Source organism: Lentzea sp. NPDC036949 (assembly GCF_055608075.1).
Map to the genome: position 1 here is coordinate 617050 of NZ_JBVJRA010000001.1, position 14749 is coordinate 631798.

15 protein-coding genes and 1 tRNA gene are annotated in these 14749 nt (G+C 69.0%); 4 read left to right on the top strand and 12 right to left on the bottom strand.

Annotated features, from left to right (window positions below):
* The first annotated feature begins 32 nt into the window (after positions 1–32).
* The gene (locus tag ACZ7CD_RS03195) at positions 33–929 is read left to right on the top strand and encodes an SDR family oxidoreductase (protein WP_470378248.1); all 897 of its coding nucleotides are present in this window, start codon (positions 33–35) and stop codon (positions 927–929) included.
* A gap of 1 nt (position 930) precedes the next feature.
* On the opposite strand, the gene ACZ7CD_RS03200 is transcribed toward ACZ7CD_RS03195, so the two are convergent.
* From ACZ7CD_RS03200 to ACZ7CD_RS03235, 8 genes are all read right to left on the bottom strand, one after another.
* Positions 931–1359, bottom strand: coding sequence for a heat shock protein transcriptional repressor HspR (locus ACZ7CD_RS03200; RefSeq protein ID WP_360394166.1), 429 nt, complete (start codon positions 1357–1359; stop codon positions 931–933).
* A 6-nt stretch (positions 1360–1365) separates the two neighbouring features.
* Positions 1366–2532, bottom strand: coding sequence for a molecular chaperone DnaJ (gene dnaJ / locus ACZ7CD_RS03205; RefSeq protein ID WP_470372956.1), 1167 nt, complete (start codon positions 2530–2532; stop codon positions 1366–1368).
* 17 nt (positions 2533–2549) lie between these two features.
* Positions 2550–3176 carry a nucleotide exchange factor GrpE gene (grpE, locus tag ACZ7CD_RS03210; protein ID WP_360394161.1) on the bottom strand — a complete coding sequence of 209 codons (627 nt, stop codon included), beginning with the start codon at positions 3174–3176 and terminating at the stop codon, positions 2550–2552.
* Entirely contained in the window at positions 3173–5041 is a 1869-nt protein-coding gene (gene dnaK / locus ACZ7CD_RS03215) for a molecular chaperone DnaK (RefSeq protein WP_360394159.1), read from the bottom strand. Before dnaK ends, grpE begins: the two co-directional genes overlap by 4 nt.
* Before the next feature lie 188 nt (positions 5042–5229).
* Complete coding sequence (locus tag ACZ7CD_RS03220; RefSeq protein WP_458429923.1) at positions 5230–6066, bottom strand: DUF4097 family beta strand repeat-containing protein; 837 nt, start codon at positions 6064–6066, stop codon at positions 5230–5232.
* Positions 6067–6149: 83 nt separating this feature from the next.
* A complete protein-coding gene (locus ACZ7CD_RS03225; RefSeq protein WP_470369804.1) occupies positions 6150–6704 on the bottom strand; it encodes a hypothetical protein in 555 nt (184 codons plus the stop codon).
* 5 nt (positions 6705–6709) lie between these two features.
* Complete coding sequence (locus tag ACZ7CD_RS03230) at positions 6710–7285, bottom strand: TetR/AcrR family transcriptional regulator (protein WP_360394826.1); 576 nt, start codon at positions 7283–7285, stop codon at positions 6710–6712.
* The gene (locus tag ACZ7CD_RS03235; RefSeq protein ID WP_360394150.1) at positions 7282–7605 is read right to left on the bottom strand and encodes a DMT family transporter; all 324 of its coding nucleotides are present in this window, start codon (positions 7603–7605) and stop codon (positions 7282–7284) included. Before ACZ7CD_RS03235 ends, ACZ7CD_RS03230 begins: the two co-directional genes overlap by 4 nt.
* Before the next feature lie 144 nt (positions 7606–7749).
* Here ACZ7CD_RS03235 and ACZ7CD_RS03240 point away from each other — a divergent pair, with 144 nt between their 5' ends.
* Complete coding sequence (locus ACZ7CD_RS03240; RefSeq protein ID WP_470378249.1) at positions 7750–10011, top strand: (Fe-S)-binding protein; 2262 nt, start codon at positions 7750–7752, stop codon at positions 10009–10011.
* A gap of 59 nt (positions 10012–10070) precedes the next feature.
* On the opposite strand, the gene ACZ7CD_RS03245 is transcribed toward ACZ7CD_RS03240, so the two are convergent.
* Positions 10071–10451: a phage holin family protein gene (locus ACZ7CD_RS03245; protein ID WP_360394144.1), complete on the bottom strand. Its 381-nt coding sequence runs from the start codon at positions 10449–10451 to the stop codon at positions 10071–10073.
* Positions 10452–10762: 311 nt separating this feature from the next.
* On the opposite strand from ACZ7CD_RS03245, the gene ACZ7CD_RS03250 reads away from it, so the two are divergent.
* A complete protein-coding gene (locus tag ACZ7CD_RS03250) occupies positions 10763–11737 on the top strand; it encodes a cation diffusion facilitator family transporter (RefSeq protein ID WP_360394141.1) in 975 nt (324 codons plus the stop codon).
* Here the strand turns inward: ACZ7CD_RS03250 and dcd are convergent.
* Complete coding sequence (gene dcd / locus ACZ7CD_RS03255; protein WP_360394139.1) at positions 11734–12315, bottom strand: dCTP deaminase; 582 nt, start codon at positions 12313–12315, stop codon at positions 11734–11736. The genes ACZ7CD_RS03250 and dcd overlap by 4 nt on opposite strands.
* Before the next feature lie 94 nt (positions 12316–12409).
* Between dcd and ACZ7CD_RS03260 the strand changes: the two genes are divergently transcribed.
* Positions 12410–12483: transfer RNA gene (locus ACZ7CD_RS03260), tRNA-Gly, on the top strand.
* A gap of 64 nt (positions 12484–12547) precedes the next feature.
* Here ACZ7CD_RS03260 and ACZ7CD_RS03265 read toward each other — a convergent pair.
* Together ACZ7CD_RS03265 and ACZ7CD_RS03270 are read right to left on the bottom strand one after the other, a co-directional pair.
* Positions 12548–13834, bottom strand: a complete 1287-nt coding sequence (locus tag ACZ7CD_RS03265; protein WP_360394136.1) for a DUF4407 domain-containing protein — start codon at positions 13832–13834, stop codon at positions 12548–12550.
* A 13-nt stretch (positions 13835–13847) separates the two neighbouring features.
* Positions 13848–14702, bottom strand: a complete 855-nt coding sequence (locus ACZ7CD_RS03270; protein ID WP_470378250.1) for a hypothetical protein — start codon at positions 14700–14702, stop codon at positions 13848–13850.
* Positions 14703–14749: the final 47 nt, after the last annotated feature.

A 14749-nucleotide genomic window follows, 5' to 3' on the forward strand; every position in this document is an offset into this window, starting at 1 on the left:
GAGACCAAGTCCCATCACCTTGAGGAAGTGCGATGAAGGTTTTCGTCACGGGCGCCAGCGGTCACGTCGGTTCGGCGCTGGTCCCGGAGCTGCTGGGAGCCGGGCACGAGGTCGTCGGCCTGGCCCGGTCCGACATGTCCGCCGCCAGGCTGGAGGCCTGGGGCGCCCGGGTCCGGCGCGGTGACCTCGACGACCTGGACGGGCTGCGCAAGGCCGCCGCCGAGGCGGACGCGGTGGTCCACCTGGCGTTCAAGCACGAGGAGATGTTCGCCGGCGACTACGCGGGTGCCGCCGGAGCTGACCTGGCGGTGGTCAAGGCGTTCCTCGACGAGCTCTCCGGCACCGGCAAGGCCCTGATCGGCACCAGCGGCACGCTGTCGTACGCCGACCTGGGCCGCACCGCGACGGAGGAGGACCGGGTCACCGACACCGACAGCCGCGGTGCCGCCCGCAACGCGATCGTCGACGCCGCGGACGTGCGCGGTTCGGTGGTCGTGCTGCCGCCCACCGTGCACAGCCCGCTCGACACGGCCGGGTTCATCCCGATCCTGGTCAGGACCGCGCGGGAGAAGGGCGTGTCCGGCTACCCCGGTGACGGCACGAACCGCTGGTCCGCGGCGCACACCCTGGACGCGGCGCGGCTGTACCGGCTGGCGGTGGAGGCGGCGCCTACGGGCGCGGTGCTGCACGCGGTGGCCGAGGAGGCCGTGCCGATGCGCACCATCGCCGAGGCGATCGGGCGCAAGCTCGGCCTGCCGGTCGAGAGCATTCCCGCGGAACGAGCGCAGGAGCACTTCGGGCCGTTGGCGTTCATGGTGACGCGGGACGCACCGACGTCCAGCGCGCGCACGAGGACGCTGCTGGGGTGGGAACCGCAGGAACCCGGCCTCCTGGCGGACCTGGAGACCGGGTTCTACTTCGAGCGGTGAGCTACTTGCGCGGCTTGGGCTTCCACACCACGAGCGCCGTCTCCTGCCGCACCGGGACCAGGTCCCTGCGGTAGGAGGCGTGCACCGCGGCCGCCGCGGAGTCGGCGGCGGCCAGTGCCTGGGCCAGCTCCTGGGACAGCTCGGTCACGCGGGCGCGCAGGGCGTCGACCTGGTGCTCCAGGTCGATGATGCGCTTGATGCCGGCGAGGTTCACGCCCTCCTCCTGGGAGAGGCGCTGGACCTCGCGCAGCAGCACGATGTCGCGCATCGAGTAGCGGCGGCCGCCGCCGGAGGTGCGGCCCGGCGACACGAGGCCCATCCGGTCGTAGGACCGCAGGGTCTGCGCGTGCAGGCCGGAGAGCTGTGCTGCCACCGAGATGACGAAGAACGGCGTGTCCTCGTCGGTCCCCGGCGGGAACGGAAAACTCACCGGAACTCACCGCCCTTCCAGCAGCGCGTTCAGCTCACCTCGCGGGTCGTGCTCCTTGGTCACGTCCGCGTACGCCTCCAGGGCCGTGCGCGCCTCGGAGGACAGGTTGTTCGGGACGGCGACCTCCAGCGTGATCAGCAGATCGCCCTGGCTGCCGTCCTTGCGGGTGATGCCCTTGCCGCGCGCCCTCAGCACGCGCCCGGAAGCGGTGCCGGCCGGCACCTTCAAGGTCACCTTGCCGTCCAGCGTCGGCACGGTCAACGTCGTGCCCAGCGCCAGCTCGGGGAACGTCATCGGCGCGGTCAGCGTCAGGTCGTTGCCCTGGCGGCCGAACACGCTGTGCGGGTTGACGTGCACGCGGACGAACAGGTCGCCCGACGGTCCGCCGTTGCGCCCCGGTTCGCCCTGCCCCGCCAGGCGGATCCGCTGGCCGTCGTCGACCCCCGAGGGGATTCGGACGGTCAGCGTGCGGGTGCGGGTGCTGACGCCGTCGCCACCGCACTCGACGCACGGGTCGTCGATGATCCGGCCGGTGCCGCGGCAGTCGCGGCACGGCTCGCTGAACGCGAACGCGCCCTGCGACCGCGTGACCAGGCCGGAACCCGAGCAGGTCGCGCAGGTGTGCGGCGTCGTGCCCGGCTTGGCGCCGGAGCCGCCGCAGGTCGTGCACGCGGCCGGTGAGGACAGCCGCAGTGGCACCTGCGCGCCCCTCACCGCCTCGGTGAAGTCGAGCCGGACGTCGGTCTCGACGTCCTCGCCGCGACGGGGACGCGTGGCCGAGGCCGCACCGCCGCCACCGCGCCGGTTGAACAGGCCGCCGAGCAGGTCGCCCAGGCCACCGCCACCGCCACCGGTGCCCTGCGCTGCCCGACCGAACAGGTCGTTGACGTCGAAGCCGCCGGCACCGCCGAAGCCGCCGGGGAAGCCCCCTCCGCCCGCGAACAGGCGACGAGCCTCGTCGTACTGCTTGCGCTTCGCCGCGTCGGACAGCACCCCGTAGGCCTCGGAGACGGCCTTGAAGCGGGCCTCCGCCTTGGCGTCGCCGGGGTTGGCGTCGGGGTGCAGCTCACGGGCGAGCTTGCGGTACGACTTCTTGATCTCGTCCGCCGAGGCGTCGGAGGAGACGCCCAGTTCGCGGTAGAAGTCCTTCTCGATCCAGTCCCTAGCACTCACCGGACGTCTCCCTCCCTTCAGCTCTCTTCAGCGGGTGCTGCCGGCTCGTGGTCCGTCACGGCGACGAGCGCCGGGCGGACGAGCTTCTCGCCGAACCGGTAGCCGCGCCGCAGCACGGCGGTGACGGTCGGGCCCTCGACGTCCGGGGACGTGCTGTGCTGCACGGCCTCGTGCACCGACGGGTCGAACGCCTCGCCCTCGTGCGCGAACGGCTCCAGGCCGGTCTTCTGCAGCGTGGACACGAGCTTGTCCGCCACCGCCTTGAACGCGCCGGTCAGGTCGCCGTGAGCGGCGGCCCGTTCGACGTCGTCCAGCAGCGGCAGGAGCTCGGCGGCCACGGACGCCTTCGCGTTGTTGATCACCGCTTCCCGGTCGCGTTCCACCCGCTTGCGGTAGTTCGCGTACTCGGCGGTGAGCCGCTGCAGGTCCGCGGTGCGCTCGTCGAGCTGGGCCTTCAGCTCGACGGCGGCGTCGTCCACGAACTCGGCGGCGACCACGGTCTCGTCGGTCTCCTGGGCTGCGCCCTCCTCCGCCGGAGCGGCCGGCGCGCGGACCTCGCCCGTTTCGGGGTCGATCCGGCGCCGGTCGTTCACGACGAGGGGAGGCTGCTGCTCGTCAGGAGCTGCGTGCCTCGGCTCGGTCACTTCTTCTCGTCCTCGTCCACGATCTCGGCGTCGACGACGTCGTCGTCCTTGTCGGACTTGGCCTGGCCGGCACCGGCCGCACCGGCACCCGCACCAGGGGCCTCGGCACCCGCCGCGCCCGGCGCGTTGGCGTAGATCGCCTGGCCGATGGCCTGCGACTCGGTCGCGAGCTTCTCCACCGCGGCCTTGATGGCGTTGATGTCGGTGCCCTTGAGCGCCTCGTTCGCCTCGGCGACGGCGGCGTTGACCTTGTCCTTGATCTCCGCCGGGAGCTTGTCGTCGTTCTCCTTGACGACCTTCTCCGTCTGGTAGACCAGCGTCTCGGCCTGGTTGCGGACCTCGACCTCCTCGCGGCGGCGCTTGTCCTCCTCCGCGTGGGCCTCCGCGTCCTTGACCATGCGGTCGATGTCGTCCTTCGGCAGCGCGGAGCCACCGGTGATCGTCATCGACTGCTCCTTGCCGGTGCCCAGGTCCTTCGCCGACACGTGGACGATGCCGTTCGCGTCGATGTCGAAGGTGACCTCGATCTGCGGCACGCCGCGCGGGGCCGGGGGCAGACCGGTCAGCTCGAACATGCCGAGCTTCTTGTTCTGCGACGCGATCTCGCGCTCGCCCTGGAAGACCTGGATCTGCACGGACGGCTGGTTGTCGTCCGCCGTCGTGAAGGTCTCGGACCGCTTGGTCGGGATCGTGGTGTTGCGCTCGATCAGCTTGGTCATGATGCCGCCCTTGGTCTCGATGCCGAGGGACAGCGGGGTGACGTCGAGCAGCAGGACGTCCTTGACCTCGCCCTTGAGGACACCGGCCTGCAGGGCGGCGCCGACGGCGACGACCTCGTCCGGGTTCACGCCCTTGTTGGGCTCGCGGCCGCCGGTCAGCTCCTTGACGAGCTCCGCGACGGCGGGCATGCGGGTCGAGCCACCGACGAGCACGACGTGGTCGATGTCGCCGACGGAGACGCCAGCGTCCTTGATCACGTTGTTGAACGGCGCGCGGGTGCGCTCGAGCAGGTCGGACGTGATGCGCTGGAACTCGGCGCGCGACAGCGTCTCGTCGAGGAACAGCGGGTTCTTGTCCGCGTCGACCGTGATGTAGGGCAGGTTGATGGACGCCTGCGCCGAGCTGGACAGCTCGATCTTGGCCTTCTCAGCGGCCTCGCGGATCCGCTGCAGGGCCATCTTGTCCTTGGTCAGGTCGATGCCGTTGGCCTGCTTGAAGCGCTCGACCAGCCAGTCGACGACGCGCTGGTCCCAGTCGTCGCCACCGAGGTGGTTGTCACCGGAGGTCGCGCGGACCTCGACGACGCCGTCGCCGAGCTCGAGCAGCGAGACGTCGAACGTGCCGCCACCGAGGTCGAAGACCAGGATGGTCTGCTCCTTCTCGCCCTTGTCGAGGCCGTACGCCAGAGCGGCGGAGGTCGGCTCGTTGACGATGCGGAGCACGTTGAGACCCGCGATCTGGCCGGCCTCCTTGGTGGCCTGCCGCTGCGCGTCCTCGAAGTAGGCCGGGACGGTGATGACCGCGTCGGTGATCTCCTCGCCCAGGTACGCCTCGGCGTCGCGCTTGAGCTTCATGAGCACGCGCGCGCTGATCTCCTGCGAGGTGTACTTCTTGCCGTCGACCTCGTCGGTCTTCCAGTCGGTGCCGATGTGGCGCTTGACCGAGCGGATGGTGCGGTCGACGTTGGTGACGGCCTGGTTCTTCGCGGGCTGACCCACGAGGACCTCGCCGTTCTTGGCGAAAGCGACGATGGACGGGGTCGTCCTCGAGCCCTCCGAGTTGGCGATGACCGTCGGCTCACCGCCCTCGAGAACGGCGACGACGGAGTTGGTCGTCCCCAAGTCGATGCCGACTGCACGCGCCATTGGAGTTCCTTCCGCTAGTACTTGTTGAGCGTTGCTGGCTCAAGTTTGCCACCTTGCTCAACCTTGAGCCTACCCGACTCAAGCTTTCTGACTGGCATAACGGCTGGGAAGCTCCCGTTGTTCCCTCAGAACGCCACGAGGGCCACCCCTTGTGGAGTGGCCCTCGACACAGTCCCCCTCGGACGGACTCAGATGGCGAGCACCCGGACCTCGCCGGAACCGGTGGTGAGGTTGAGCTCGAGCGGTGCGTCCGGCGCGGTCGCGACCTGGATGTCGCGGTCACCGCTGCCCGACACCCCGGTGATCCGGTACGGACCACCCGGCACCCGGACGTCCACGTCACCGGAGCCGGAGTTGACCCGCACCGACCGCGGCTCCGCCATGATCAGCTCGACCCGTCCCGAGCTGGCGTCGGCGATCACCTCGCCGCTCAGGGACGAGCCGTCGATGTCACCGGACCTCGTGACGGCGAGCAGCTTGCCCTTCACCGTGTTCAGCTCGATGTGCCCGGACCCGAGGTCCGCGGTCACGGTGCCGCCGACCCTGGTGGCCCGGAAGTTGCCGGACCCGGTGTTCACCTTGACGTCCCCCGAGATGTCCAGGGTGGTGATGTCCCCGGAGCCGGTCGCGTACTCGACGGACGCGAGACCCTCGACGACCGCGTCGCCCGAGCCCACGTCGCCGACGACCCTGATGCCGGCGGCGGGCACGAGCACCTCGTAGTTGGCCTCGCAGTTGTCGCCGCAGGTGTCCAGCACCAGCGTGTCGCCCTCGACCCGGTGCGTGGTGCCCCCCGGCTTGTTGTTCTTGGCGTGCTCCACCCTGCGGTGGACCTTCGTCCCGGTCAGGCCCTCCTGGTACCTGATCGTCACGTCACCCGACCCGTTGCGCGCACGCACCGACGTGAACGTTTCCGCGACGACGTAGTCATCGGAGAACTCGTACTTCACGATGCGGATGCCACAGCCCGTCAGCGCCGTGAGCACCGTCCCCGCCACCAACGCCACCAGCGCTGCCCTCATCATGGGCACAAAAGTAGAGCCGGCCGGGGTCCGGCCACACGGCAGTCAGCCCCCGGAGGCGGGGTGGGGTTCTCCCTACCCCGTGCCTAGACCAGGTCTTCGAGCACCGCGCGCAGGGCCGGTGCGGTCCGCGCCGGGTCGTTGAGGAACCGCGACGACGCCAGCACGTGCGCGGGCGCGATCCGCTCCCAGAGCAGGCCCTCGACCGGCACCTCGGCGATGTGCAGCTCCACGCTCTGCGCCCACCGCCCGATCCGCGACTCGATGCCGCGCAGCACGTCGCCGATCGGCAGCGCGGCCGGGCTCTGCACCCGGTGCAGCTCCTGGATGCCGGGCTTCAGCGCGAGCACCGCCGTCCGGCTGGCGGGCCGGGTCAGCAACGCCTCCGCGTCCTCGGGCACGGCCGGTTCGGCACCGCGGGTGCACGCGTCCAGCGCGTCGGCCCACCAGCCGGGCCACTCGGCGGTCACGGCGGCGCGGTCGACCCCGGCCGGCACGTGCACCGGCAGCGACGGTTCCAGTCCCGGCACGTGCGGTTCGACGTCCACCGACAACGCCAGGCCGTCGCGCACGTAGAGCGCGGTCAGCAGCCCGAGGCTCACCCCGTGGCTGATGCCGGACACCTCTCGCGCGAACCTCATGCCGCTCATTCTCCCCGTGCGGCGGGCGTGGGATCGTCGCGACCGCGGATCAAGAAGGACACGATTGGCTCCAGCTCGTCCACGTCCGGGGCGACGTCGGCGATCAGCCCCTGGATGAGCAGGCCGTCGATCGCGGCGAGGAACGCGCGGAACGCCACGGGGTCCGCGGGCGCGGCCACCTCGGCGGCCAGGTCGAGCCAGCGGCGAGCGGCGGGCTTGAGCTCCGGTCGCCGCCCTGCCAGCAGGTACAGCTCGTACTCGGCGAGCGTGCGCGCCCGGTGCTCGTCGACCGCCCTGGCCAGGCTGCGCGCGATCTCCCGCGGGGTGCCGACGGCGATGATCTTCAGGACCTCGTCGCACATCGCCTCGGCCGACCACAGCAGCGTGGCGGTCAGCAGGTCGTCGAGCGTCGCGAAGTAGTAGGTCGGCGCCGTGGTCGGCACGCCGGCCTCGCGGGCCACGCTGCGGTGCGTCACCCCGGCGACGCCCTCGCGTTCGATGACCCGCAACGTGGCCTCGACGATGGCGCGCCGCTTCTTCTCGCCGCGCGCCTTGCGCCCGTCGACTGCCGTCGCGCTCAGTGCGTCCTCCCGAGCTCCAGGGTCACCACGCCCCCGATGATCAGGGCCAGCCCGACGACCATCGTGGGGTTGAGCGCCTCGCCGAGGAACCGCCAGCCGATGAGCGCCACGGCGGCGACACCGATCGCGGACCACACGGCGTAGGCGACGCCCACGGGCATACCCAACTTCAACGCGCGCGAGAGCGCTGTGAAGGCGATCGTGTAGCCGGCGACGACGACCACCGAAGGCCACAGTTTGGTGAATCCGTCGGAGACCTTCAGGGAGACGGTGGCGGCGATCTCCGCGACGATCGCCGCGGCCAGGTACAGGTACAACACGGCGGCCTCCGGATGCCTCGCAGAACTATCTGAACAAGTGTTCCACAAGTTTTCGATCACATTCCGGGTACTTGACCGGTACGTGACGAGACACCGGCCACGTCCAAGTGGTTACTCAGCGGTAACCTGGCCTAGACTCCCGCCATGACCCTCCAGCTGGTTCTCGGACTCGTCGCCGTAGTGGTGAGCGTCGTCGCCTGGGGCGTGTTCGTCGCCGGCGTCTGGAAGATGATCAAGATCATCCGGCTCGGCCAGCCGGACGGCACCCGCACGGGACCGTTCTGGCCGCGCCTGAAGACGATGGTCGTCGAGTTCGTCGCGCACACCAGGATGGCGAAGTTCCGCTCGGTCGCCCCGTGGCACTGGATGGTGATGTGGGGCTTCCTCATCGGCTCCGCGGTGCTGTTCGAGGCCTACGGCGAGGTGTTCGACCCGCACTTCCACTGGCCGGTCATCGGCACGTGGTCGATCTGGCTGTTGCTCGTCGAGCTGCTCGGCCTCGGCACCGTCGTCGGTGGTGTGGCCCTCGCGGTCATCCGCCAGCGCAACCACCCGCGCCGCGCCGACCGCATCTCGCGCTTCGCGGGCTCCAGCTTCAGGTCGGCGTACTTCGTCGAGGCCGTCGTCATCGTCGAGGGCCTCGGCATCCTGCTCGTGAAGGCGTTCAAGCAGTCGAGCGGCCTCGAGTCCGCGCCGCTGTGGACGTCGTTCGTGACGCAGCCGCTCGCGCAGATCCTGCCGGCCGCCCCGATCTGGGTGTCGGTGATGGCGCTGGTCAAGCTGCTCAGCGGCATGCTCTGGCTGGTCGTGGTCGGCCGGAACCTGACGATGGGCATCGCCTGGCACCGGTTCTCGGCCTTCTTCAACATCTACTTCAAGCGCGAGGACGACGGTGGCGTCGCGCTGGGCGCGCTGAAGCCGATGATGTCCGGCGGCAAGGTCTTGGACCTCGAAGAGGCCGACCCGGACAAGGACGTGTTCGGCGTCGGCAAGGTCGAGGACTTCAGCTGGAAGGGCTGGCTCGACTTCTCCACCTGCACCGAGTGCGGTCGCTGCCAGTCGCAGTGCCCCGCCTGGAACACCGGCAAGCCGTTGTCCCCGAAGATGGTCATCACGCAGCTGCGCGACCACGCGTTCGCCAAGGCGCCGTACCTGCTCGCCGGCGGCTCGCGCGACATGGCCGGCGACGAGGTCGGCCTCACCGAGGACAAGTACGAGGACTACAAGAAGCGCCTCGAGTCGATCGACGTGCTGGCGATGGCCGAGTCGGAGCGCCCGCTGGTCGGCGGCCCCGACGAGCTGGGCGTGATCGACCCCGAGGTGCTGTGGTCGTGCACGACCTGCGGCGCGTGCGTCGAGCAGTGCCCGGTCGACATCGAGCACGTCGACCACATCGTCGACATGCGCCGCTACCAGGTGCTGATCGAGTCGAACTTCCCGACCGAGCTCGGCGGGATGTTCAAGAACCTGGAGAACAAGGGCAACCCGTGGGGCCAGAACGCCAAGGACCGGCTGAGCTGGACCGAGGGCCTCGAGTTCGAGGTGCCGGTGTTCGACGGCGAGCTGGGCGACGCGGAGTACCTGTTCTGGGTCGGCTGCGCCGGTGCGTTCGAGGACCGCGCGAAGAAGACCACCCGCGCCGTGGCCGAGCTGCTGCACACCGCGGGCGTCAAGTACGCGGTGCTCGGCCCGGAGGAGACCTGCACCGGTGACCCGGCCCGCCGCGCCGGCAACGAGTTCCTGTTCCAGATGCTGGCGCAGCAGAACGTCGAGGTGCTGAACGCGGTGTTCGAGGACCGCCCGGCAGGCCAGCGCAAGATCGTCGTGACGTGCGCGCACTGCTTCAACACGCTGGCCAACGAGTACCCGCAGGTCGGCGGCACGTACGAGGTCGTGCACCACACGCAGCTGCTGAACAAGCTGGTGCGCGAACGCCGCCTGGTGCCGGTCGCGCCGGTCACCGAGGACGTGACCTACCACGACCCGTGCTACCTGGGCCGCCACAACAAGGTCTACGAGGCCCCGCGCGAGCTCATCGGCGCGTCCGGCGCGAAGCTGCGCGAGATGCCGCGCCACGAGGAGCGCTCCATGTGCTGCGGTGCCGGTGGCGCCCGCATGTGGATGGAGGAGCGGATCGGCAAGCGCATCAACATCGATCGCGTCGACGAGGCGCTGGGCACCGCGCCGTCGAAGATCGCGACCGGCTGCCCGTTCTGCCGCGTGATGCTGACCGACGGCGTGACCGCGCGGCAGTCCGACGGCCAGGCCGGTGCGCACGTCGAGGTCGTGGACGTGGCGCAGATGCTGCTGGCGTCGGTGAAGCGCAGCACGGAGAAGGCCGACACGCCGACCGACGAGGTCCCGACCGGCACGCCGCTGCCGAACGAGGACAAGGCGAAGGCCTGAGCCTGACGGCATGAGAAAGGCCCTCGGTCCGATGGACCGAGGGCCTTTCTCGTTGCGCGTCAGTCGTTGTCGGTGACCTTGTCGTAGACCACGTTCAGCAGCCAGCTCGCGAGCGCCACGATGATCGCGCCCCAGAAGGCGGGCCAGAACCCGTCGACGCGGAACGGCAGGTCCAGCTGCTCGGCCAGCCAGCCGGTGAGCATGAACAGCAGCGCGTTCACCACGAGCCCGATCAGACCGAGCGTCAGCAGGTAGAACAGGCAGCCGAAGAACTTCACGAGCGGCTTCACGACCGCGTTCACCAGGCCGAAGATCACCGCCACGCCGATCAGCGTGAGAATCCGCGACCCGGTGCTGCCCTCGCCCAGGTCGATGCCGGGAATGGCCGTCGAGACCCAGACCGCCACGGCAGTCAGCAGCACATGCACCAAGATGCCCATGCCGCAGACTAACCACTTCGGTCCTAAGTGGCCGGGAGCGCCGGCGTGGTGCGCCGGACGCAGAACCGCCCGCGTCCTCTCGCTGGACGCGGGCGGTTCCGTCTTACCCCCTTGGTGATCAGCGTCTCCCCCCGGAGCAGATCCCGTCCCTAAGACACCACAGCCCCCGGTGATGTTGCCCGGTTCCCCGAATGTCACTCGAATGAACCAATGAACGCCTGTGGTTCGGGGCGGTTTGTCCGGTTGCCGGGGTTCGGATCGTGCCAGGTCACAACCGGTGGAGCGGCCCCGCCGGGCCTACGCTGATCACCATGAGCGACAAGCCGCAGGGCTCTGGGGAAAGCACGCTGACCGTCGTACTCGCCCTGCTGGTGAACCTGGCGATCGCCATCACCAAGGCCATCGCGGGCGTGCTGACCGGTTCGGCCGCGATCCTCTCCGAGGCCGCGCACTCGGTGGCCGACACGTTCACCGAGGCCCTGCTGCTCACGGCCCTGCGCCGCTCCGACCGCCCGGCCGACCGCCGCCACCCCTTCGGCTACGGCAAGGAGCGCTACTTCTGGTCGCTGCTGGCCGCCGTCTCGATCTTCGCCTCCGGCGCGATGTTCGCGTTCTACGAGGGCTTCCGCACCGTGTTCGGCGAACCGGAGGAGCAGACCCGCCCCCTGGTCGGCTACATCGTGCTGGCACTGGCGTTCCTGCTGGAGTCCGTGTCGTGGACGCAGGCGTTCCGCCAGGTCCGCTCCCAGTCCGCCGAGCACGGCAAGAGCTTCTGGGCGTTCCTGCGCGAGTCCGACGACCCCACCGTGAAGACCGTGTTCCTGGAGGACTCGGCGGCCCTGATCGGCCTGGTCCTCGCGTTCACCGGCCTCGGCCTGCACCAGCTGACCGGCTCGTCGGTGTGGGACGGCCTCGCGTCACTGGCGATCGGCGTGCTGCTCGCCCTCGTCGCCTACACCCTGGCCCGCACCAACCGCGGCCTGCTGATCGGCCGCCAGGCGGACCAGGTGGTGGTCAAGGCGATCTGGAAGTGGCTCGCCGACCTGCCCGAGGTCGACGCCGTGGTGGACGTCCTGACGATGCTCATCGGCACCGACCGCGTCCTGCTGTGCGCCCGACTGGACTTCGACGACTCCATGACCGCCCACGAACTGGAACTGGCCTGCGTGCGCATCTCCGCGGACCTGCACTCGGAGTTCCCCGATCTGGACGAGATCTTCCTCGAACCGGTCCCGCGCACCGATCCCGAACTGCGCCGCCGCGTGCTGGAGCGCTACGGCTTCTAGCGGCGCGTGTCCGTCCGGTGGAAGTTCAGGTACGCGCGGCTCGGCGTCGGTCCCCGCTGCCCCTGGTACCGGCTGCCGGCCTGCGTCGAACCGTACGGGTGCTCCGCCGGGCTCGACAGCTTGAACAGGCACAGCTGCCCGATCTTCATGCCGGGGTGCAGCGTGATCGGCAGGTTCGCGACGTTCGACAGCTCCAGCGTGATGTGGCCGGAGAACCCCGGGTCGATGAACCCGGCCGTGGAGTGCGTGAGCAACCCGAGGCGCCCCAGGCTGGACTTGCCCTCCAGCCGGCCCGCCAGGTCGTCCGGGAGCGTCACCATCTCGTAGGTGCTGCCCAGCACGAACTCACCGGGGTGCAACACGAACTGCTCACCCTCCGGCGTCTCCACCAGGCTCGTCAGGTCGTCCTGCTGCTGCGACGGGTCGATGTGCGTGTACTTCGTGTTGTTGAAGACCCGGAAGAACCGGTCGAGCCGCACGTCGATGCTGCTCGGTTGGAGCATCTCGGCGTCGAAGGGGTCGAGGTGGAGACGGCCGGACTCGACCTCTTTGCGCAGATCCTGGTCACTCAGCAGCACCTGGGCAGGGTAACCGAGTTGGTCCGGCTCGCCGACGAGGACGGTGAGACGTCACGTTGCCGGGCTGTGTATGATCGGCTGCGAGCTTGCTCCTGCGGGTGTAGTTCATTGGTAGAACGACAGCTTCCCAAGCTGTAGAGGCGGGTTCGATTCCCGTCACCCGCTCCACCCGAAGGGCCCCCTTGGTCGACCACCAGAGGGGCCCTTCGTCCGTGAAACGGCAGGGTCAGCTTCAGAGCCGATGCCCGTTGACCAGCGTTTCCTGCCGCTGCGGCTGCTTCAGGAGCAGATTGGCGAGCTGATCGACTGCCCTCTCCTCCTGTTGACTCATCGTCACCTTGTGCTTGCGGAGCTCGACGTCGATCTCCGAGAACTTCTTCTGTTCGGCGACCTCGATCTCGTGCAGGGCGATCCGCGTCGCGCTCAGGCGACGTGCCTCTAGTACTCGCAGCTCGTCGCCATCGACCTTGACCGCGCTCGTGAGGCGCTCCTCCACCAGCCGGTCATAGGCGCTGACACCGCCGAAGAGCTTGACCAGCACCGGCAGGCAGTCGATCACGATGAGGAAGAACCGGATGAACCACAGGGCAGCGACGAGGAAGCCGCTGCTCCGGGTCAACTCGTCGAGCGCCTTGAAACGTTCGAGCAGGCCGATACCGTCATAGGTCTCGCGCTTGCCCCGTACCCGCTTCTCGATCTCTTCGTTGATCGCCCGCTCGTAGTCCGCCTTGACGGTGCCGGCCTGTGCTTCGAGTTCGTTGATCCGGTTGGTGACCTCGGCAAGCTGTGCTTTCGCCGGAGCGATCGGGTGGGCTGCGGCGTAGTCGTCTGCCTGCTTGCGCAGCCGGAGGCACTCAGGCCCCGCACCGGGCACGCCTGTCAGCCCTTCACCACTGCCACCGGTGCATTCGCGCCGAGCAAGGTCCTCCAGCTTGCCGTGCTCCTCGGAGTCCCGCACGATGGCGCTCTGGAGGGTGTTCGCATCGGCTCGCCGGGCGGCCAGTTCCTGTTCCACAGCGGCCGGCGTCGTGCCCGTTCGAATGCGGTCAGCTTCAGTGCAGTCACCCGATGGTGCTGCACCCGAAACGGGGTTGCAGCCTGCAAGCCTCTTCTCGAACCTCTCGATCTCCGTACGGCGCTCCTCGTTGATGTGCTGTTCGATCGCCTTCCCGAAGATGCCCAAAACCAACGGCTCAGCAATGATCACACCAAAGAAGCAAGCGAGCAGGAGCCGCGGCACGAGCAACCAGGCCCGCCTTGTCCACTTCGACCCGGTCGAGCTCGACACCAGCCACCGGTCGAGGTTCAACACGAAGAGGCCCCAGATCAGCATCGGCACTGCCAGCAGGAGGTGCCAGCCGTCAAAGATCTGGGAGAGCGCGAGGCCGAACGACGCGGTGGCGATGGTGGCCGTGCCGAGCACAGCCCCGCCGACACCCGTGTAGCGAGCGCGTTCCTGCGGAACCCTGGCCAGCACCTCTTCGTCGACACCCGCGAAGACGCGGAGTCGCCTGCTCATCGACTTCTCGTGTTCAGGCAAGGTCGTCCTCACTCGGGACGAAGCCGGGCTTCTGGTCGTCGGCCGCAGTCACGGCACGGCGGCGCTGAGATGGTCCCACCTCCCTCGCGGGCTGGATGCCCAGCTGGGACCTGGTGACCTGATTGATCAGCTCGACCGGGTCGTAGCCAATCCTGTTCAGCGCGTTGTTCTCGCTCAGCTGCTGGAGCACCGTCAGCAGGTTCTGGTCGTGTCGATGCCGGTCGTTGCGGATCTGGTCAGCCACTTGAGATGCCGTGGTCTCACCTCGGTTGAGGGCGAGCGCGTCGGCCATCTCCGGTCCGCGGCTGATCAGCTCGTACAGGAACTCCGTAGACGCCTTCTGCCCGCTGAGGCTCAACGCTTCGAGCTGCTGTTCCCAGCTCAACGCCTGAACCTTCTTCCCGTGGCTGCGGAGCTCACCTGGTGTCAGGACGTCCACCGTGGACAAATCGGCGGTGAGACCGGGAATCCGGGGTGGTTCGAGCGTGCAATATGCGGTCACCCGCGCGTGGGCCTGGCTCCGCACCTCGTTCAGCTGGTCGATGTCGCGCCCGACGCCCAGTTCCAGCAACTTCCGATCACGGCGGAGGTGCTCGCTCAGCACCGCTGCCACGTTCGTCAGCCTCCTGGCCACGACCGTCTCAGGATTCGTCACCGCACAGACGAATCGAACGCGCACGTAGAAGTCGTTGCCGGGGTTGGAGGAAGGGATGGGGAGCTCAACCGTGACCAGTCGCGGGCCCATGTCGACCACGCTGACGGTAACGGCTTCGAGCACCGCCTCCTCTGCACCGGTCAGGTGCCTGCGTTCGGTGAAGGCCTCATACCTGCCCCCCACCTCGAACACGAGGACCGTCCCGGGCACCTGGGCCGGGAGCTCGGCGACGTCGCGTC

What these genes read in the sequence shown, in the direction of transcription:
- ACZ7CD_RS03195 (WP_470378248.1), top strand. Translation starts at nt 33, where the DNA reads ATGAAGGTTTTCGTCACGGGCGCCAGCGGTCACGTCGGTTCGGCGCTG.
- dnaK (WP_360394159.1), bottom strand. Translation starts at nt 5,041, where the DNA reads ATGGCGCGTGCAGTCGGCATCGACTTGGGGACGACCAACTCCGTCGTC.
- ACZ7CD_RS03220 (WP_458429923.1), bottom strand. Translation starts at nt 6,066, where the DNA reads ATGATGAGGGCAGCGCTGGTGGCGTTGGTGGCGGGGACGGTGCTCACG.
- ACZ7CD_RS03225 (WP_470369804.1), bottom strand. Translation starts at nt 6,704, where the DNA reads ATGAGGTTCGCGCGAGAGGTGTCCGGCATCAGCCACGGGGTGAGCCTC.
- ACZ7CD_RS03240 (WP_470378249.1), top strand. Translation starts at nt 7,750, where the DNA reads ATGACCCTCCAGCTGGTTCTCGGACTCGTCGCCGTAGTGGTGAGCGTC.
- ACZ7CD_RS03245 (WP_360394144.1), bottom strand. Translation starts at nt 10,451, where the DNA reads ATGGGCATCTTGGTGCATGTGCTGCTGACTGCCGTGGCGGTCTGGGTC.
- ACZ7CD_RS03250 (WP_360394141.1), top strand. Translation starts at nt 10,763, where the DNA reads ATGAGCGACAAGCCGCAGGGCTCTGGGGAAAGCACGCTGACCGTCGTA.
- ACZ7CD_RS03265 (WP_360394136.1), bottom strand. Translation starts at nt 13,834, where the DNA reads ATGAGCAGGCGACTCCGCGTCTTCGCGGGTGTCGACGAAGAGGTGCTG.